A 20,179-nucleotide genomic window follows, 5' to 3' on the forward strand; every position below is an offset into this window, starting at 1 on the left:
CCTGTCCTGTCCGCTCGGCGACATCCGTTGTCCGCTCGCTTGGTATCGTCGGTCTTATCCTGGCGCTAGATTAGCACGTGAGGAAACGCATAAAGGGGCAGTGTCCCCGAAGGGTGTGGACGATGGCGGATGCAGCGACGCGGGTCGGCGATTCCGCCCTGGCCGAGCGGCTGGGGCGCGAGATCGAAGGCGAGGTGAAGTTCGACGCCTTCACCCGCGGCCGCTACGCCACCGACGCCTCCATCTATCAGGTCGAACCGATCGGCGTGGTCATCCCGAAGACCGAGAACGACCTGCGCGCCGCCGTGCATATCGCCGAGATGGAGGGCATCCCCCTGCTGCCGCGCGGCGGCGGCACCTCGCAATGCGGCCAGACGGTGAACACCGCCCTGGTTTTGGACTGCACCAAGTACCTGCGCGGGATCACCGACTACGACGAAGAGACCCACGAGGTCACGGTGCAGCCGGGCATCGTGCTCGACCACCTGAACGCCTGGCTCAAGCCGAAGGGGCGGATCTATCCGGTCGACATCTCCACCTCGTCGCGGGCGACGATCGGCGGCATGGCGGCCAACAATTCCTGCGGCGGCCGGTCGATCCATTACGGCATCATGGTCGACAACGTCGCCGCCATCGACGCCATCCTGATGGACGGCACCGAGGCGCGGTTCGACCGGGTGCCGGGCAATCTGGGCGAGCTGTCCGGCCCGGCCCGCTACCGCGACCTGGTGCAGCAGATCCGCGCCATCGCCGAGCGCGAGCAGGGCGAGATCGACGCCAACATCCCCAAGCTGATGCGCAAGGTCGGCGGCTACAACCTGGACCGGGTGGTGGCGCGGGATGCCGCGGGCGGCCACAACATGGCCTCGCTGCTGGTCGGCTCGGAGGGCACGCTCGCCCTGTCTCGGCGGATCAAGCTGAAGACCCACGCGATCCCGAAGCACCGGGTGGTCGGGGTATGCCACTTCCCGACCTTCCACGCCGCCATGGAAAACACCCAGCATCTGGTGACGCTGAAACCGTTCGGCGTCGAGCTGATCGACCGCACCATGATCGAGCTGGCCCGCGAGATCCCGATGTTCCAGGCGGCCATGCGCGAGTTCGTACGGGGCGAGCCGGACGCGCTGCTGCTGGTGGAGTTCGCCGGCGACGAGAAGGCCCCGCTGCTGGCCCGGCTGGACGACCTGGAAACCATGATGGCCGATCTCGGCTTCCCCGGCGCGGTGGTGCGGGCCGAGGATCCGGGGCTGCAAGCGCGGATCACCGAGGTGCGGCAGTCCGGCCTGAACATCATGATGTCGATGAAGAGCGACGGAAAACCGGTCTCCTTCATCGAGGATTGCGCGGTCCCGCTGGAGCATCTGGCGGACTACACCTCGCGGCTGACCGACGTGTTCACCAAGCACGGCACCAAGGGCACCTGGTATGCCCATGCTTCGGTCGGGACCCTGCATGTGCGGCCGATCCTGAACATGAAGGACGGCGGCGACGTGACGAAGATGCGCGCCATCGCCGAAGAGGCCTTCGAGATGGTGCGGGAGTACAAGGGCTCCCATTCCGGCGAACACGGCGACGGCATCGTGCGCTCGGAGTTCCACCGCTCCATGTTCGGCGACCGGGTGGTCGACGCCTTTGCCGAGGTGAAGCGGGCGTTCGATCCCAAGGGGCTGATGAACCCGGGCCGGATCGTCGATCCGCCGAAGATGGACGACCGCTCCCTGTTCCGCTTCAAGCCGGGCTACACGGCGGTCAATCCGGACACCCGCTTCGACTGGTCGGCCTGGGGCGGGCTCTCCGGGGCGGTGGAGATGTGCAACAACAACGGCGCCTGCCGGAAGCGCGATCCGGGCGTGATGTGCCCGAGCTTCCGCGCGACCGGCGATGAGCAGCATCTGGTGCGCGGACGGGCGAACACCCTGCGCCTCGCCCTGTCCGGCCAGCTCGGCCCGGAGGCGCTGACGGATCCGGCCCTGAAGGAGACCCTGGACCTCTGCGTCGGCTGCAAGGGCTGCAAGCGGGAATGCCCGACCGGCGTCGACATGGCGAAGATGAAGACCGAGGTGCTGGGCCAGTACGTCAAGCGCCACGGCCTGTCGGCCAAGGACCGGCTGATCGCCGAAATGCCGCGATATGCCGAGGCCGCGAGCCGCTTTTCTTACATCTCCAACCTGCGCGACGCGCTGCCGGGGGCGGCCTGGCTGAGCGAGAAGCTGCTGGGGTTTGCCAAGGAGCGGACCCTGCCGCATTGGAGCTCGGCGCCGTTCCGCGGATCCGAGGTGAGCGACCGCCCGGTGGCGGACGGCCGGGAGGTCGTGCTCTTCGCCGACACGTTCAATACCTATTTCGAGCCGGACAACCTGCGGGCCGCCGTCGCGGTGCTGGAGGCGGCGGGCTACACCATCCACGTGATCGATCCGGTGCCTTCGGGCGGGCGGCACCTGTGCTGCGGGCGGACCTATCTCGCCTCGGGCCTGATCGAAAAGGCGGAAGCCGAGATGGCCCGTCTGGTGGATGCCTTTGGTCCTTTCGCCGAGCGCAGGGTACCGATCGTCGGGCTGGAGCCGTCCTGTCTCTTCACCCTGAAGGACGAACTGCCCTCGCTCCTGCGCGAGCGGGCCGGCAAGGTGCCGGAGATGGCCATGCTGTTCGAGGAGTTCATCGCCCGCGAGGCTGCCACCGGGCGGCTCGACGGCCTGAAACTCAAGCCGATCGGGGCCAAGGCCCTGGTCCACGGCCATTGCCACCAGAAGGCCTTTGCCGCCATGGGGCCGGTGCAGACCGCGCTGAAGCTGATCCCCGGCCTCGACGTCTCGGTGATCGAGTCGAGTTGCTGCGGCATGGCCGGCGCCTTCGGCTACGAGAAGGACCACATCGAGGTGTCGATGAAGATGGCCGAACTCAGTCTGCTTCCGGCGGTCCGGGCGGCCGATCCGGACACCATCCTCGTCGCCGACGGCACCTCGTGCCGCCACCAGATTCACGACGGCGCAGGGCGAGAGGCGATCCACGTCTCCCGCGTCCTGGAACGCGCCCTCGCCTGACCAGAACAGAACCCTTAGGAGGAACACCCCATGGCCCACCGCGCCGGTCCCCATTTCCTGCAGATCCCCGGTCCCTCCAACGTGCCGGGCCGCATCCTGCGTGCCATCGAGCGGCCGACCATCGACCACCGCGGCCCTGAGTTCCAGGCGCTGGCCAAGGACGTGCTGGAGAAGATCAAGCCGATCTTCAAGACCAAGAACCCGGTCATCATCTTCCCGGCCTCGGGCACCGGCGCCTGGGAGGCGGCTCTGGTCAACACGCTCTCGCCCGGCGACAAGGTTCTCATGGTCGAGACCGGCCAGTTCTCCACCCTGTGGGTCGAACTCGCCACCCGCATCGGCCTGAAGCCGGAGGTGATCGAGGGCGACTGGCGCCGCGGCGTCGATCCGGCCGAGGTGGAAGCGCGCCTGTCCAAGGACAAGGGCCACGAGATCAAGGCGGTGTGTTGCGTCCACAACGAGACCTCGACCGGCGTGACTTCCCGCATCCCCGAGGTGCGCAAGGCGATCGACGCGGCCGGGCATCCGGCGCTGTTCATGGTCGACACCATCTCGGGCCTGGCCTCGGCCGACCTGCGCCATGACGAGTGGGGGATCGACGTCACCATCTCAGGTTCGCAGAAGGGCCTGATGCTGCCGCCGGGGATCAGCTTCAACGCTGTCAGCGACAAGGCGCTGGAAGCCTCGAAATCCTCGAAGATGACCAAGTCCTATTGGGAGTGGTCGTCGCAGATCGGCCAGAACCCGACCGGCAACTTCCCCTACACCCCGAACACCAACCTGCTCTACGGCCTCAAGGAGGCCTGCGACATGCTGATGGACGAGGGGCTGGACAACGTCTTCGCCCGCCACGAGCGCCACGCCGAGGCGACCCGCCGCGCCGTGCGTCACTGGGGCCTGGAGACCCAATGCCAGGACAGCCGCGAATACTCCCCCGTCCTGACCGGTGTGGTGATGCCCGAGGGCCATGACGCCGACGCGGTGCGCAAGGTCATTCTGGACAAGTTCGACATGTCGCTCGGCGCCGGCCTCGGCAAGGTGAAGGGCCGGATGTTCCGGATCGGCCATCTGGGCGATTTCAACGACCTGATGCTGTGCGGCACCCTGTCCGGCTGCGAGATGGGCCTGCGGATGGCCGGCGTGCCGATCCAGACCGGCGGCGTCCAGGCGGCACTCGACTATCTGAGCGGCAACGCCTGATTCACACACACTCAACCGTCATCCTGAACTTGTTTCAGGACCTCCATGCAGTTCGACCTGGGAGGTCCCGAAACGAGTTCGGGATGACGACGTTTTGTTGGGTTGAGTCGCTGAAGACTACCCCAACACCCCGGCCGCCAGGGCGAAACTGATCGTGCCGCTGGCCACGCCGATCAGCAGGTTCCGGCGCGAGAGGTAGAAGGCGGCGATCCCGATCAGCGCAGCACCCAGCCGCACCTCCAGGCCGATGCTGGCCAGATCGCCGCTCGGCAGGATCAACAGCCGTGACAGCAGCCCGGCCAGGACCGCGAAGGAGGCGAAGGAGAACCAGCGGAACACCGCGCCCTCCGGATCGAGGCGCCTGGCCAGGAACACCCCCAGGCCGCGCCAAAGGGCGGTGGCCGCGATCGCGCCGGCCACCACCAGTGCTGCCGTCACCGGACCGAAAGCGGTCATGCCTCCTCCTTGCTGCGCGTCCGGTCGGCCAGGAACCCGGCGGTGCCGCCGACGATGCCGGTGACGATCAGGCCGGTATCGGGGAGGTACATGTTGATCGGAATGCCGGCCGCAACGCCGGTGATCACGGCGACGGCGGCGCCCCGCCCCCTGGTGTCGAGCAGGAGCAGCATCAGGAAGCAGGCGTTGATGAACAGCAGCGCCAGGGCCAGGGGCTTGGGCAGGCCGGCGGCGCCGAGAAAGCCGATCAGCGTGGCGATGGCCGCCACCGACATGCAGATGCAGGCAAATCCGGTGTGGTAGCCGAGCCGGGCCTGGGGCGTTTCCGGAGACGAAGACCGCATGACATAGGCCCAGGACGTGGCCGACATGAGCTGCGCCTGGGTGAAGCGCGCCAGGGTGCCGCTGCCGCCCAGGGTCGGCATCAGCGACACCGCCATGGGGAAGAACCGCATGTTCGCCATGCCCACGGCGATGGCGATGGCGAGGATGTCGGCGCCGGCGGCATACATCTCCGCCATGACGATCTGACCGGGCAGGCCCCAGATCAGGATCGTGGAGAGCACGGCCAGTCCGCCGCCGAATCCGGTGTCGTGCGCAAGCGCGCCGTATCCGGTCAGGCTGCCGAGCAACACAACCGTTGGAAGGCCCACCGCGGCACGCATTCCCGCTTTCAGACCGCCGGCGAAGTCGAGAGGTTTCATGAGGGTATCGTAGCGGGGATAAATGCCGGGAAAACCGGAAAAACACCTGCAAATCCGCTTGCGGCTCGGTTAGTGTATGCAATCTCGCCCCCATCGAAGAGGGGCACAGGGACGGATTTGTCTTTTTTGGGAGTTAGGGGATGGATGCCAAGCGGCTCATCGAGGTCAACGATCTGAAGGTCCACTTCCCGCTGGAGGACCGAACGGTCAAGGCGGTCGATGGGGTGTCATGGCATATCGATAAGGGCGAAACCCTGGCCGTGGTCGGCGAGTCCGGCTCGGGCAAGTCGGTGACCGCCATGTCGATCATGCGCCTGACCGACAACGCGGGCGGCAAGATCCCCTCCGGCGAGATCCTGTTCCGCAAGCCGTCGGGCGACGTGGTCGACATCGCCAAGCAGTCGATGGACGACATGCGCTCGATCCGCGGCAACGACATCTCGATGATCTTCCAGGAGCCGATGACGTCGCTGAACCCGGTGTTCACCGTCGGGTTCCAGATCGCCGAGGCGATCATGCTGCACCAGGGCAAGACCGAGGAGCAGGCGCTGCAGCAGGCGCTGGAAATGCTCAAGCTTGTCCGCATTCCCGAGCCCGAGAAGCAGCTCAACCAGTATCCGCACCAGCTGTCCGGCGGCATGCGCCAGCGCGTGATGATCGCCATGGCGCTGTCCTGCCGGCCGAGCCTGCTGATCGCCGACGAGCCGACCACCGCGCTCGACGTGACGATCCAGGCGCAGATCCTCGACCTGATCAAGCAGCTCCAGAACGAGATCGGCATGTCGGTGATGTTCATCACCCACGACATGGGCGTGGTGGCCGAGGTGGCCGACCGGGTCGTCGTCATGCTGCGCGGCAAGAAGGTCGAAGAGGGCCCGGCCCAGCAGATCTTCGAGAATCCGCAGCACCCCTATACCAAGGCGCTGCTGGCGGCGGTCCCGCGCCTGGGCTCGATGAAGGGCCACAAGCTGCCGATGAAGTTCGCCAATGTGGACGTCAAGCGCGCCGAAGGCGACGTCGTCTCCGAACAGAACACCGTGCCCGAGGCGGCGCTGCAGATCCGCGACACGGTGAAGGTGGACGCCCCGCCGCTGCTGAAGGTCGAGGGTCTGACCACCCGTTTCGACATCCGCGGCGGGATGTTCGGCAAGGCCAGCGGCCGGGTCCACGCGGTGGAGAACGTCTCCTTCAGCCTGCAGCCGGGCGAGACCCTGGCGGTGGTCGGCGAGTCCGGCTGCGGCAAGTCCACCACCGGCCGAAGCATCATTCGCCTGGTCCAGCCGACCCGGGGGTCGGTGATCTTCGAAGGTCAGGAGCTCAGCGGCCTGTCCGCGTCGGAGATGCGGCCGTTCCGCCGCGACATGCAGATGATCTTCCAGGATCCGTTCGCGTCGCTGAACCCGCGCATGACCGCGGGCGACGCCATCGCCGAGCCGATGATCGTGCACGGTCTGGCCCGGGGCAAGGATGCCCAGGACCGGGTGATCGACCTGCTGCGCCGCGTCGGCCTCGACGCCGAGCACGCGGGCCGCTACCCGCACGAGTTCTCCGGCGGACAGCGTCAGCGTCTCTGCATCGCCCGGGCGCTCGGCCTGTCGCCGAAGCTGATCATCGCCGACGAGGCGGTCTCCGCCCTCGACGTGTCGATCCAGGCCCAGGTGGTCAACCTGATGATGGATCTGCAGGAGGAGATGGGCCTCGCCTATCTGTTCATCAGCCACGACATGGCCGTGGTGGAGCGGATCAGCCACCGGGTCGCGGTGATGTATCTCGGCGAGATCGTCGAGATCGGCCCGCGCCAGGCGGTGTTCGAGAACCCGCAGCACCCCTACACCAAGAAGCTGATGGCCGCGGTGCCGATCGCCGATCCGTCCAAGCGCAAGACCGAGCTGCGTCTGATGACCGACGAGATCCCCAGCCCGGTCAAGCCGGTCGGGTACGAGCCGCCGCAGCGCTACTACGACGAGGTCTCGCCGGGCCATTTCGTCCAGCGCACCGCCAGCGGAGCGGCCGAGGCCGCCTGACGCGTCGGTTATCGATCGCCGAAGAGTTCCATGAAGGCCCGTCGCAGGACGGGCCTTCTTCATTTCTGGTACTGGTCCAGCGCCAAAACGGGAGTATTTATTTCAAAGTGGTTCTTCATGAGCCCGATGCGGCGGAGGGAACATGGACGGCAACGCGTCATTCTCGGCGACCATCCCCGACCGATTGCTGCGATCGGTCTATGAATACTGGCGGGAACTCTGCCGCACGCTGGGTCGGTTGCCGCGCCGCCGGGAGATCGATCCTCTCGACCTGCCGCCCGCCTTCCTGCCGCTGGCGATGATCCTGGTGCGCGAGCCGTCCGGCCGATACCTCTGCGAGCTGGCCGGCACGAAGCTTCTGGACATGCACAAGGTTAAGATGACCGGGATGTATGTGGACGAAATGATGCCCGCCGGCCCCACCGCGAGCCGCGAGACGATCTATGCCCGGGCGCTCGGTGATCCCTGCGCCGCCTATTGTCGCTTGCGCTTCGCCATACCCGGGCGGGAGTTCGTCGCCAGCGATCGGCTCTATCTTCCGGCGCTGTCCAACGACGGCGACGAGGTCTCGGTCCTCTTCTCCGGCCATGTCTTCCTGTCGATCGCGGACCTGCGCGGCGAAGAGGCGGATGAAGACGGCTTCTATCGCCGGGCCTTCGACCTGCCGATCGGCTAAGGACTGCCTATGGGACGGAGGCCGGGTTCGCATCGGCTTCGACATTTTCGCGGATCTAACGCACCATCGATGAGAAACCTTCCGGCGACTTGAGAGGTTCGACGTGAATCAGGCCATGGGTTTTCGGGCGTCACTCACCGATGCGGGACTGGTCGGTCTGTACGATTACTGGGTGGGGCTGCGGGAGTCGCTGGGGCGCCTGCCGCGCCGGTCGGAGATCGATCCGCTGGACCTGCCGTCCGACGTCCTGCCCGGCATGATCATCATTGAGCGCAACGCGGATCATCGGTTCTGGTGCCGGCTGGCGGGGACGCGCATGCGCGAGATCTACGGCTTCGAGGTCACCGGCAAGTATCTCGACGACGTCATTCCGACGGGGGCGGCCACGTTCCGCCGCAAGATCTACCAGATGGCCCTGGACGGGCGGTGTGCCGTGTTCTGCCGGTTGCGGTTCTCCGTGCCCGGCCGGGAGTTCGTGGCCAGCGACAGGCTCTACGTGCCGGTCGTGAACGACGACACGGACGAGGTGACGGTCCTGGTCGGCGCCCAGCGTTACCTGATGAGCTCCGAGATCGTCGGCACGCCGGACAGCGACGGCGTCTACGCCCTGATGGTCGACGACACGTCGGCCTGAACGGTACCGCTTCCACAAGAACACGAACGGTCGCGAAACTGAAAAGGGCCCCGAAACGGGGCCCTTTCCGGAGATGGATGACGCTGCGCTTACTGGGAGCGCAGGCGGGGATCCAGGGCGTCGCGCACCGCGTCGCCGAACAGGTTGAAGCCGAACACCGCGATGGTGATGGCGAGACCCGGGAAGATCGGAACCCAGATCGCGCTCTCGGCATACTCCTCCGCACCGCCCTGCAGCATGAGCCCCCAGGCCGGGGTCGGCTCCTGCACGCCCAGGCCCAGATAGGACAGGGACGCCTCCAGCAGGATCGCCTCGCCCAGGAAGGCGGTGAGCATGATCAGGAACGGCGCCACCACGTTCGGGGCGATGTGGCGGAAGATGATCCGCGCGCTGCTGTAGCCGATCGAGCGGGCGGCATCCACATAGGGCATCTCGCGGACCGCCAGGGCGCTCGACCGCACGACCCGGGCACAGCGCGGGATGAACGGGATGGTGATCGCCATGATCACCTTCTCCGTTCCGGTGCCGAAGATCGCCACGATGGCCAGCGCCATGATGATCAGCGGGAACGCCATGAAGACGTCGATGATCCGCTGCAGGATCAGGTCGAAATACCCGCCGAAATAGGCACTCGCCACCCCGAGCGCCAATCCGGCGAAGGAGCCGATGATCGCCGCGGTGAAGCCGACGAGGAGGGCCGTCCGCGCGCCGTAGATGATGCGCGAGAACAGGTCGCGGCCGAACTGGTCGGTGCCGAGCAGGAAGTATCCTTCGCCCATCTCGCTGGTGGACCCGGGTGGAACGAGCATGTCGGCGAAGTTCGCCTGCTCGGGGTCGAACGGGGCCAGCCAGGGGGCGAAGACAGCCATGAACACCATGGCCAGGACGACGATGCCACCGGCAAAGCCGAGGGGTTGTTTGCGGGCGAGGCTGACAATGTGCTGCAGGATCGTCTTGCGCTGCGGCAGCCGGTCGGACTCGATGCTGATCTCGGGGGACGTCATCGTGAAGGCACCCTTAGCTGTAGCGAATGCGCGGGTCGAGCCACGCATACATGATGTCGACCAGGAAGTTCATGAGGACGAAGATCGCCACCACGAGCATCACGAGAGCCTGGGTCATGGTGTAGTCCGACTGGGTCACGGCGGAGACGAACAGCTTGCCGAGCCCGTTGAGGTTGAACACCTGCTCGGTCACCACCAGACCGCCCATGAGGAACGCGAACTCGATGCCGACGATGGTGATGACCGGCAGCATGGCGTTCTTCAGCGCATGCTTGTTGATGATCACCTTCTCGATCAGCCCCTTGGCGCGGGCCGTGCGGACATAGTCCTCGCGCAGCACCTCCAGCATGGCCGAACGGGTCATGCGGGTGGCGACGGCCGAATACCGGTATCCGGTGGCGAGCGCCGGCCAGATCAGCTGGGACATGTTGTGGACCGGGTCGACGAAGAACGACTCGAAATGGATCGGCGGCATCCAGGGCCGACCGAACCATGCCTGGGAGCCTATGAGCAGGCCCAGGATGATCAGGATTCCGAGCCAGAAGGACGGCATGGCGATACCGGCGATGCTGAACGTCCGCACCAGGTAGTCGATCCAGGAATTCTGCTTGGCCGCGGAGATGACGCCGAGCGGCAGGGCGATCACCACCGAGACGAAGGTCGCCATCAGGGCCACCTGCAGCGACAGCTCGAAGCGGATCGCGATCTCGTAGGCGACCGGCTGGCCGGTCCACATCGACACGCCGAGGTCGAAGGTGAAGAAGCCGACCATGTATTCGAAGAACTGGTACCAGATCGGATCGGTCAGGCCGAGCCGCTGCTGGCACTGGAGGATCTGCTGCGGATCCGCGTAGGAGCCCTCGCCGCCGAATTTCAGCAGGCAGACGTCACCAGGGACCAGGCGCAACAGAAGAAAGATCAGGATTGCGGCGCCGATCAGCGTCGGCAGCAACATCAGCAATCGTTTGATGATGTATGTGTACATCTGAGGCGTCGCTCACGCTATTCATAAGGGGACAAAGAACCGCCCCGGGACGTGATGTCCCGGGGCGGCGGATGAGCGTGTCGGAAGCGTCAGCCGCCGAGCTGCTTCTTACGCTCGGCCGCGTCGATCCAGATGTTCTCGAGCGACTGGTTGAGGTAGTGGCTCGGGGACGTCTTCCAGCCCTTCACATAGGAGCGGTACGGGTTGATCTTGTACCACCACAGCGTGATGAACTGGGACGCCAGGTCGTTCAGGACCCGCTTCTCGAACTTGGCGAACAGCTCGCGCTGCTGCCCCTCGTCGCCGGTCTTCAGAAGCTCGGCGTAGGTGCTCTCGAGCTCCTCGTCCTTGAAGTACGAGTAGTTCGCGCCCGAGGAGGGCAGGAACTTCGAGATATCGGCGATCGGGTTCACGACGGCCTGGCAGTTGAAGTCGAGGGAGATCTCGAAGTTCTTCTGCGTGCGCAGGGTCGCGTAGAACGGCGTGGACGGCTGCACCCACTGTTCCACATCGAGGCCGATACGGCGCCACTGGTCAATCAGCCAGGTGCCGACGACCTTGTACGGCTGGTCCACACCGCGGTTATGCAGGGTGAACTTCAGGCCTTCGTGGCCGGCCTCTTTCAGGAGCGCCTTGGCCTTCTCGCGGCTCGCCTCGATATCCTTGCTGTAGCCGATGATGTTCTTCTCGAGATACTCCGGCGTGGAGGAGATCGGGTGGCCCGGGAAACCGATGCCGCCGACCGTCTTCACGATCGCGATCTTGGAGAGGTACTCGGAGCCCTGGTACCGGTCGATGGCCAGGGACAGGGCCTGACGCACGCGCGGGTCGTCGAACGGCTTCGCTTCGTGGTTCGGCGTGACGATCAGCACGCAGTTCCAGTCGCTCTCCTGAACCTAGATCTGGTCGCCGAGGGCTTCCTTGAGGTCGTCACGCGCCTTCGGCGGGAAGCCGCGGAACTCGATATCGGCCTGACCGCCGCGGATGGCCTGCAGGCGGACCGACATCTTCGGCGCGATCAGCGAGGTGAACCCGTCGAGATACGGCTTGCCATCGTGGTAGTAGTTCGGGTTCTTCTTGCCCGTCACGTGGCTGCCCTGCACATGCTCCACGAAGTGGAACGGGCCGCTGCCGTTGATGTTGGTCTGGTGCCACGTGTAACCGTGATCATCCAGGTCCTTCTTCGAGTAGACGAAGTTGAACGGCATGGCGATCGTCGGGATGAACGTGCCGGACGGGAACTTCAGATTGAAGACAACCGTCTCCGGATCCGGAGCCTCGACCGAGTCGATCATCGCGAAGTAGGCCTTGCGGTTCGACGCCACACCTTCCGGCGGGAACGCGAGCTTGTCGAACGTGGCCTTGATGTCGGCGGAGGTCAGTTCCTGGCCGTCCTGGAACTTCACACCCTTGCGGATCTTGAAGGTGTAGGTCTTGCCGTCGTTGGTCGGCGCCGGCACGTCGCCCACGCAGAGATCGCAAACGAAGTCGGTCGGCGACGACGGATTGTCCGGATTGACCCGGATCAGCAGGCTGTAGAACGGCCGGATCGGATGGATCATGCCGAAAGTGGATTCGATGTGGCCGTCGTAGGACGGGATGTCGCTGCCAACCACGAGGCGCAGTTCGCCGCCATACTCCTGAGCGGACGCCGGCATCGAGCCCGCTCCGGCCAAAAGGGCCGAGCCGAACACGACCGAGGCCGCTAACCGGGTCAGACGTGACTTCATAGGGTCGTCTCCTTCCCAAACGTGACAGTGCACCTGACCAGCAGGGGTCAGGAACGGCTTGTTACAGGGACACTTTCGCCCGACGCCTCGGCGTCGTCGTCACTGTCCCACTTGCATGTCGGTCGGGATGCGGCACACGTCCGCGATGTTCCTCCCGTCCCTGCTTTCTTTTCCGGTGTGATTAAGTCCACCGGTTGCCGCGTCTTATGACGCTTGTATACAGTTTCATGACCCGCGCCGGGGGTCAAGTGATGCCCCCAGGAACTGAACTGAATTATGCAAACAACAAGGCGCGCGGCCGAGGAGGAAGCAATGGCCGACCAAGAGGTCAAGGCGCTGGTTTTCGATGTCTTTGGGACTGTCGTGGATTGGCGGACGAGCGTGGCGGCTGAAGTCGATGCGCTGGCCGCGAAGAAAGGCTGGACATTGGACGGCGTGGAGTTCGCCATGCGGTGGCGATCCCTCTACGCGCCTTCCATGCGGCCGGTGCGTCGCGGAGAAGCGCCCTACCGCCGCCTCGACGACCTGCATCGGGAAAGCCTGCGCACCGTCCTGCAGGAATATGAGGTGAGCCTCGGCGACGACGAGCTGGAGCATCTGAACAAGGTCTGGCACCGGCTGCATCCCTGGCCGGACAGTGTTCCGGGACTGACCCGGCTCAAGAAGAAGTTCATCATCGCCACCATGTCGAACGGCAACGTCTCGCTGATGGTCAACATGGCGAAGTTCGCCGGCCTGCCCTGGGACACGATCCTCGGCTCCGAGCCGGCCCGGAACTACAAGCCGGAACCCGTGGTCTACCTGACCGGCGCCGACTGGCTCGGCCTGGATCCGTCCCAGGTTCTGATGACGGCGGCCCATAACAGCGATCTGCAGGCGGCCCGCGACCTCGGGTTCAAGACCGCCTTCATCCTGCGTCCCACCGAATACGGCCCGAACCAGCACAAGGACAACGAGGCCGAAAGCGACTGGGACTACATCACGAACAGCATGGAAGAGCTGGCCGACAAGCTCGGCGCCTGAGGGAGGGTGACATGACGACGGTTATCGAGACCTACGCCCGCTTCGCCGCCGGCCTGCGCACGGCCCCGCTCTCCGACGAGGTCCGCCATCATGCGGAGCGGGCCATCGTCGACTGGTTCGCCGCCTGCGTTCCCGGCGGAGTGATGGCGCCGGCGACCCTGGTGGCCGAGGCCCTGTCCGACCAGGTCGGGGCCGGCAACGCCTCGCTGGTTCCGGGCGGTCAGCGGGCCACCGCCCAGACCGCGGCGCTGATCAACGGCACCGCGTCGCATACGGTGGAGTTCGACGACATCTTCCGCGAGGGGCTCTACCATCCGGGCACGCCGACCATCTCCGCCGCCCTGGCGGCGGCCGAGCTGGCCGGCGCGGACGGCGCCCGGCTGATCGCCGGCGTCGTCGCCGGGTACGAGGTCTCGAACCGCATCGCCAAGGCGGTCAATCCGCGCCATTACGACTACTGGCACACCACGGCGACGGTCGGCTGCTTCGGCGCGGCCGCCGCGGCGTCGGTGATCCTCGATCTGGACGCCGTCCAGACCGCCCATGCCCTGGGCACGGCCGCGACCATGGCCGCCGGCCTGCAGCAGGCGTTCCGGGCCGATGCCATGAGCAAGCCGCTGCATTCCGGCCGCGCCGCCGAGGCCGGCATTCTCGCCGCCCGCCTCGCCAAGGCCGGGGTGACCGGCGCGCTGGATGCGCTGGAGGGACCGCGCGGCTTCGGGGCGGCGATGAGCGGGCCGGATGTGGACTGGGAGGCGGCCACCGCCACCCTCGGATCCGACTGGACGATCACCCGGGTCACCTTCAAGAACCACGCCGCCTGCGGCCATGTGCATGCGGCGGTCGACGCGGTCACCGAAATCGCCGCCGCCAACGGCATCTCCGTCGACCGGATCGCCATTATCGAGGCCGGCTCCTATGCCAAGTCGGTGGAAATCTGCGGCAATGCCAACCCGGTCACCGCCTTCGAGGCGAAGTTCAGCCTTCCCTACTGCGTGGCGGCGGTGCTGGTGCGCGGCTCGGTCCGGCGGGCGGCATTCGAGCCGGACGCCCTGGCCGACCCGGCGATCCGCGATCTGATGACCAAGGTAGTGCACACCGTCGATCCCGGCTGCGAGGCGGCCTTTCCGGGCGTGCGCTCGGCCCGCGCGGCGATCGTGACGACGGATGGGGAGCGGTTCGAGTTCTTCGCGCCGACGCGCAAGGGCGATCCGGACAATCCGCTGACCGATGCCGAGCTGGACGCGAAGTTCCACGAGCTGACCGACGAGGTGCTCGGCACGGCCGCGGCAAGCGCGTTGCTGGCCCGTCTGCGCGACCTGCGCTCGGCCGGCCCGGTCGGCGACCTGCTGCGGGCCAGCGCCCTTGCCCAGGCGGCGGAATAGCGCGCTAAACATACAGCACTCCCCGGCCTTGTGCCGGGGCCGACGGTTCCACGGGCCTGACGCATGAGGCGGATTTCATGCGGCACAGAGGGTCGGCGGTGGGCCCGGCACAAGGCCGGGGAGTGCGAAAAGAACAACGGATACGCACCAAGACCACCTCACCCACCGGAGACCCGAATGTCCTCCCTCTATGACGACCTGCTCACCGAGGAGCAGCTTCAGTTCCGCGATGCCGTGCGCGGTTTCGCCGAGCGCCACCTGGCGGCCGACCGGCTGGCCCGCGCCCATCGCTCGGAGTTTCCCTTCGACGTCGCCAAGCTGATGGCGGAGCAGGGGCTGCTCGGCATCACCTTCAAGGAGGAGGACGGCGGCATGGGCGGCTCGCTCATGGACGCCATCGTGGCCATCGAGACGGTCTCCGCCGTCTGCCCACGCTCGGCCGACGTCATCCAGGCCGGCAATTTCGGGCCGATCCGCACCTTCGTGGAATACGCCACCCCGGATCAGAAGGAACGCTATCTTGCCCCGCTGATCGGCGGCGAGGCGACCATTTCGGTCGGCATGAGCGAGCCCGAGGCCGGATCCGCCGTCACCGACCTGAAGACCACCGCCACCCCGGACGGCGACGGCTTCCGCATCAACGGCACCAAGGTGTTCTCCTCCCACAGCCCGGATTCCAACCTGTTCCTGGTCTATGTCCGCTACGGACCGGGCGTCGACGGCATCGGCTCGGTGCTGATCGAGCGCGGTCAGGAGGGCTTCACCCTCGGGCGCCCCTCCCGCTATGTGGGCGGCGACGACTGGTGCCAGCTCTATTTCGAGGACGTCTATGTCGGCCCGGAGAACGTCCTGCTGCGCGAGGGCGGCTTCAAGAAGCAGATCGCGGCGTTCAACATCGAGCGCCTGGGCAATTCCGCCCGCGCGCTGGCTTTTGGCCGCCACGCCTTCGAGATCGCCCGCGAGCACGCCGAGACCCGGCACCAGTTCGGCCGGCCGCTCGCCGATTTCCAGGGCCTGCAGTGGAAGTTCGCCGAGGCCGCCCTGCGCATGGAGGCGGCCCAGCTCATGCTCTACCGGGTCGCCGGCAAGGCCGATAAGGGGCTGCCCAGCGCTTACGAGACCGCCCTGGTCAAATACCTCTGCAACGAGGCCGGGTTCCTTGCCGCCAACGAGTCGATGCAGATCCTCGGCGGCCTCGGCTACACCGAGGAGAGCCTGGTGGAATACTGCTGGCGCCGGGCCCGCGGCTGGCAGATCGCCGGCGGCAGCCTGGAGATGATGAAGAACCGGATCGCCGAGGGCGTGTTCAACCGGCGCTTCTCCCAGCGTCCGCCGAAGCCCGCCCCGAAGTCGAGCGCGTGAGGCGGGACATGGCTGACAGCAAGGGCTGGATCGACGCCCTCGTCCGGCCGGCCACGGTTGCCGTGGTCGGCGCCTCCGACGATCCCAAGAAGGACAGCGCCCGCCCGCTGCGCTTCCTGCGCAAGCACGGCTTCGCCGGCACGGTCTGGCCGATCAACCCCATGCGCGAGACCGTGCTGGGGGAGAAGGCCTGGCCGAGCCTGGCCGCCCTGCCGGCGGTGCCGGAGCATGTCTATATCGTCACCGCGGCCGAGCGGGTCGAGGAACAGGTGGTGGAGGCCGCCCGCCTGGGCGTGAAGGTCGCCACGGTCCTGGCCGACGGCTTCGCCGAGGCGGGAGAGGACGGGGCGGAGGCCCAGCGTCGGCTGGTGGAGAAGGCCCATGCCGGCGGCATGCGGCTTCTCGGCCCCAACAGCATGGGGGCGGCCAATGTCGCCGACCGCACCCCCTTCACCACCAATGCCGCCTGGGAGGCCGAAAGCCTGAAGCCCGGCCGGCTGATGGCCCTGTCCCAGTCCGGCTCCCTGATCGGCACCCTGGTGTCGCGCGGGGCGGCTCGCGGCATCGGCTTTCATTCCCTGGTCTCCGTCGGCAACGAGGCGGACCTGGATGTGGGCGCCATCGGTGAGGCCGCGGTCGGGCTGGAGGAGGTCGATGCCTTCGTCCTGTTCCTGGAGACCGTGCGCCGGCCGGAGCGGATTGCCGCCTTCGCCCGCGCGGCCGACGCCGCCGGCAAGCCGATCGTGGTCTACAAGCTCGGCCGCTCGCCCGAGGCCCAGGCGCTCGCCGTCTCCCATACCGGCGCCCTGGTCGGCTCGGACAAGGCGGCGGACGCCTTCTTCCGCGATCTCGGCATCTTGCGGGTCGACCAGTTCGAGGCGCTGCTGGAACTCCCCGCCCTGCTGAAAGGCCGCCGGCCCGATGCGTCCCGCCGTTCCAAGCCCGTCGCGGTGGTGACCACCACCGGCGGCGGCGGAGCGATGGCCGTCGACCGTCTCGGAGCCGCCGGCATCGCGGTGGAAGGGGCCTCCGACGCCTTGCGCGCCCATGTGAAGGAGGCGGTGGGGCTGTCCCTGAAGCCGGCCCGGCTGATCGACGTGACCCTGGCCGGTGCGCGCTACGAGGTGATGAAGACCGTGCTCGACGGGCTGCTGGACAGCGGCGATTACGCGGCCGTGGTGGCGGCCATCGGCTCCTCGGCCCAGTTCCTGCCGGAGCGGGCGGTGCAGCCGATCGTCGATTGCGCGGGGCACGCCACGCCCATCGCCGCCGCCCCGCTGCCCCAGGCCGACCGGGCGCTGGCCATGCTGTCCGAGGCGGAGGTCGCCGGGTTCCGCTCGGTTGAATCCATGGCCGATGCGGTCCGCGCCTTCATCGAATGGACGCCGCCGAAACCGGTCCCGACCGAGGCCGCGCCGGAGATCGGCCCGGCCCGGCCCGGCGCGGTGCTGGGGGAGGCGGACGGCCTCGACCTGCTCGACCGGCTCGGCATGACCACCGTGGGGCGTCGTCTGCTCGGGGTCGACGAGGCGATCCCCGACGACATCGCCTATCCGGTGGTGCTGAAGGCGGTGAGTGCCGACCTGCCGCACAAGACCGAGGCGGGAGCCGTCGCCCTGGGCCTGACCGACAGGCCGGCGCTGGCGGCGGCGCGCGACGCCATGCGGGAGCACCTGAAGACCTCCGCGCCCGGCGCGGTGCTGGAGGGCTGGCTGGTGCAGACCATGGTCCGCGGACTGGGCGAGGCGCTGGTCGGCTACCGGGTCGATCCCGAGGTCGGGCCGGTGATCAGCGTGGCGCCGGGCGGGATCTTCGCCGAGCTTTACGAGGACGTGGCGGTCCGCACCGCCCCGGTCGACCTGGCCGGCGCGCGGGAGATGATCGCCCAGGTGAAGGGTCTCAAGGCGCTCGCCGGCTGGCGCGGCAAGCAGGCCGGCGACCTGGAAGCCTTGGCCCGGGCGGTGGTCTCCCTGTCCACCCTGGCCCTCGATCCGGAGCTGCGCGTGGCCGAGGCGGAGGCCAACCCGGTCATGGTGCTTGCGGACGGCGCGGTCGCGGTGGATGCGCTGGTGAGCTTCGCCTGAGCACCTGACGCCGGCCCTTCGACACCTCCCCCGGCGGGGCGCCGGGGTCCTGCTCAGGGCGAGGTCATCAAGATATAGCCCAAGACCTCGTCCTGAGCAGCGACCGCAGGGAGCGTGTCGAAGGACACGCGCGCCCTCAAAAGAAAAGCCCCGGCGCGAGGCCGGGGCTGATCTTGTATCCGGAACGGGAGGGCCGCCTTACCGGCTCGCCACCGCCGTGTTGCTGCGCAGCGAGGCCACGCGCTGGTCGATCGCCGGCAGGAACCGCCGGAACTTGTCCAGCTCCTTGCCCTTGAGCTGCTCGCCGGCGGGCAGCTTCACGCTCATCGGGTTTTCCTGGCGGTTGTCGACCAGGACTTCGTAATGCAGGTGCGGGCCGGTGGAGCGGCCGGTGGTGCCCACATAGCCGATGATGTCGCCCTGCTTCACCCGCTTGCCCTTGCCCATGCCCTTGGCGAACTTGCTCATATGGGCATAGGCGGTCTTGATCGTGCTGTTGTGGCGCAGCCGCACGTAGTTGCCGTAGCCGCCGTTGCGCCCGGCAATCTCCACCACGCCATCGCCGGCCGCCATGATCGGCGTGCCGCTGCGGGCGGCGAAGTCCACGCCCTTGTGCATCTTGGTATAGCCGAGGATCGGGTGCTTGCGCTTGCCGAAGCCCGAGGACAGGCGCGCGCCGTCGATCGGCGTGCGCATCAGCGTCTTGCGCACGCTCTGGCCCTTGGGATCGAAATAGTCGGTGATGCCGCTGGCCGGGGTGTAGCGGTAGAAGGTGACCTTCTTGCCGGACAGGGTCATGGACGCGTACTGGATCTCGCCGTTGCGGACCCGGTTGCCCAGCTCGTCCTCATAGGTGTCGAACATCACCTCGAAGCTGTCGCCGGCCTGCACGTCGCGCTGGAAGTCCACGTCGAAGCTGAACACCCGGACCAGGGAGACCAGCACGTCGATCGGCATGCCGGCGTCGAGGGCGGCCTCGTACAGGCTGCTCTGGATCTTGGCGGCGGCGAAATCGTCGCGATGCTCGAGCTCGCGGACCACCTCCTCGGCGACGAAGCCGGAATCGGTATCGGCCCGCACCTCGATATCCCGCTCGGCGCTCGGCTGCAGGGAGAGACCGAGGAAGGCCGGCCCGGCGGCCTGCTCCTGGAAGGTGAGGACGATGTCCTGGCCGATCTGCAGCCGGCGGACGTCATAGACGTCGGACAGGCGGTCGATGGCCGTATGGGCGGTGGCGCGGTCGACGCCGTTGTCCATGAGCAGCTTTATAAGGGTGTCGCCAGGCGCGACGGTGACGACGCGATCCTCGGGCTCCGGCGTGACCGCGAAGCGATGGGCGTCCCGGACCAGCTCGGTGTCGTATTTCGGCCGGGGGGCCGGTGCGGGGGCAGACGTCAGATGGCCAGTGGCCTGGTCTATGGTCTGAGTATCGGTTGCGGCAGCCCGGGCAGGGGTGTCGCGGTCGATAATCAGTGCAATCGCGAGAGCGGAAACCATTGCGGTTCCCGCCAAGGCCACCTTCGTCCAGCGCATACGGTGCCGTCTCCCCTGATGTATGGCGCGCCCGCCGGTCCCGACAGGCATGTGTGTGGGATGGTCTAACCCGTCCCCCAAGGACTGTCGAATCATGTCCCTGGGCGTTGCGCGTGTCAAGAAAAGAGAAGGAATTCAGGCCATTCCAACTCGTTCTTCCAGCGCGTCGTGAATGCCGTCCCCCGACGCATGTCCCTTTATAGGGGGACGGGCCGGTTTTGAAAACCGCGGGGAATCCGGGGTTCCGGACCCCCGTCGAAAAAAGTTCAAAAAGGTGTTTGACAGGTCCGGAGACCCCCCCTATAAACCGCCTCCTCGCCGCGGGACATACCGGCCGG

At 66.9% G+C, this 20,179-nt stretch carries 14 protein-coding genes and 1 pseudogene; 9 read left to right on the top strand and 6 right to left on the bottom strand.

Features of this window, described 5'->3' with window-relative positions:
• The first annotated feature begins 122 nt into the window (after window positions 1-122).
• Both T8K17_RS06560 and T8K17_RS06565 read left to right on the top strand, forming a co-directional pair.
• Complete coding sequence (locus T8K17_RS06560; RefSeq protein ID WP_322333699.1) at window positions 123-3,041, top strand: FAD-binding and (Fe-S)-binding domain-containing protein; 2,919 nt, start codon at window positions 123-125, stop codon at window positions 3,039-3,041.
• Window positions 3,042-3,071: 30 nt separating this feature from the next.
• On the top strand, window positions 3,072-4,241 hold the full coding sequence (locus tag T8K17_RS06565) for a pyridoxal-phosphate-dependent aminotransferase family protein (protein ID WP_322333700.1): 1,170 nt from the start codon (window positions 3,072-3,074) through the stop codon (window positions 4,239-4,241).
• Window positions 4,242-4,358: 117 nt separating this feature from the next.
• Here the strand turns inward: T8K17_RS06565 and T8K17_RS06570 are convergent, their stop codons facing one another.
• Window positions 4,359-4,697 (bottom strand): AzlD domain-containing protein, encoded by a 339-nt coding sequence (locus T8K17_RS06570; protein ID WP_322333701.1) that lies wholly within the window; start codon window positions 4,695-4,697, stop codon window positions 4,359-4,361.
• On the bottom strand, window positions 4,694-5,401 hold the full coding sequence (locus tag T8K17_RS06575; protein ID WP_322333702.1) for an AzlC family ABC transporter permease: 708 nt from the start codon (window positions 5,399-5,401) through the stop codon (window positions 4,694-4,696). Before T8K17_RS06575 ends, T8K17_RS06570 begins: the two co-directional genes overlap by 4 nt.
• A gap of 140 nt (window positions 5,402-5,541) precedes the next feature.
• On the opposite strand from T8K17_RS06575, the gene T8K17_RS06580 reads away from it, so the two are divergent.
• The 3 genes from T8K17_RS06580 (at window position 5,542) to T8K17_RS06590 (ending at window position 8,735) form a co-directional block, all read left to right on the top strand.
• Window positions 5,542-7,425: a dipeptide ABC transporter ATP-binding protein gene (locus T8K17_RS06580; protein ID WP_322333703.1), complete on the top strand. Its 1,884-nt coding sequence runs from the start codon at window positions 5,542-5,544 to the stop codon at window positions 7,423-7,425.
• Between the two features lie 142 nt (window positions 7,426-7,567).
• A complete protein-coding gene (locus T8K17_RS06585) occupies window positions 7,568-8,101 on the top strand; it encodes a PAS domain-containing protein (protein ID WP_322333704.1) in 534 nt (177 codons plus the stop codon).
• Window positions 8,102-8,204: 103 nt separating this feature from the next.
• The gene (locus tag T8K17_RS06590; protein ID WP_322333705.1) at window positions 8,205-8,735 is read left to right on the top strand and encodes a PAS domain-containing protein; all 531 of its coding nucleotides are present in this window, start codon (window positions 8,205-8,207) and stop codon (window positions 8,733-8,735) included.
• Window positions 8,736-8,824: 89 nt separating this feature from the next.
• Here the strand turns inward: T8K17_RS06590 and T8K17_RS06595 are convergent, their stop codons facing one another.
• The 3 genes and pseudogenes from T8K17_RS06595 to T8K17_RS06605 form a co-directional block, all read right to left on the bottom strand.
• Complete coding sequence (locus T8K17_RS06595) at window positions 8,825-9,739, bottom strand: ABC transporter permease (protein WP_322333706.1); 915 nt, start codon at window positions 9,737-9,739, stop codon at window positions 8,825-8,827.
• Window positions 9,740-9,752: 13 nt separating this feature from the next.
• Window positions 9,753-10,724, bottom strand: a complete 972-nt coding sequence (locus tag T8K17_RS06600; RefSeq protein ID WP_322333707.1) for an ABC transporter permease — start codon at window positions 10,722-10,724, stop codon at window positions 9,753-9,755.
• Window positions 10,725-10,813: 89 nt separating this feature from the next.
• Window positions 10,814-12,454: pseudogene (locus T8K17_RS06605) on the bottom strand (ABC transporter substrate-binding protein).
• 312 nt (window positions 12,455-12,766) lie between these two features.
• Here T8K17_RS06605 and T8K17_RS06610 point away from each other — a divergent pair.
• From T8K17_RS06610 to T8K17_RS06625, 4 genes are all read left to right on the top strand, one after another.
• Window positions 12,767-13,477: a haloacid dehalogenase type II gene (locus tag T8K17_RS06610; RefSeq protein WP_322333708.1), complete on the top strand. Its 711-nt coding sequence runs from the start codon at window positions 12,767-12,769 to the stop codon at window positions 13,475-13,477.
• 11 nt (window positions 13,478-13,488) lie between these two features.
• Entirely contained in the window at window positions 13,489-14,862 is a 1,374-nt protein-coding gene (locus T8K17_RS06615; RefSeq protein WP_322333709.1) for an MmgE/PrpD family protein, read from the top strand.
• Window positions 14,863-15,039: 177 nt separating this feature from the next.
• A complete protein-coding gene (locus T8K17_RS06620) occupies window positions 15,040-16,224 on the top strand; it encodes an acyl-CoA dehydrogenase (RefSeq protein ID WP_322333710.1) in 1,185 nt (394 codons plus the stop codon).
• Window positions 16,225-16,232: 8 nt separating this feature from the next.
• Window positions 16,233-18,308, top strand: coding sequence for an acetate--CoA ligase family protein (locus T8K17_RS06625; protein ID WP_322333711.1), 2,076 nt, complete (start codon window positions 16,233-16,235; stop codon window positions 18,306-18,308).
• Window positions 18,309-18,506: 198 nt separating this feature from the next.
• Here the strand turns inward: T8K17_RS06625 and T8K17_RS06630 are convergent, their stop codons facing one another.
• Window positions 18,507-19,805 (bottom strand): M23 family metallopeptidase, encoded by a 1,299-nt coding sequence (locus T8K17_RS06630; protein WP_322333712.1) that lies wholly within the window; start codon window positions 19,803-19,805, stop codon window positions 18,507-18,509.
• Window positions 19,806-20,179 lie beyond the last annotated feature (374 nt).

This window comes from Thalassobaculum sp. OXR-137, from assembly GCF_034377285.1.
Lineage (GTDB): Bacteria > Pseudomonadota > Alphaproteobacteria > Thalassobaculales > Thalassobaculaceae > Thalassobaculum.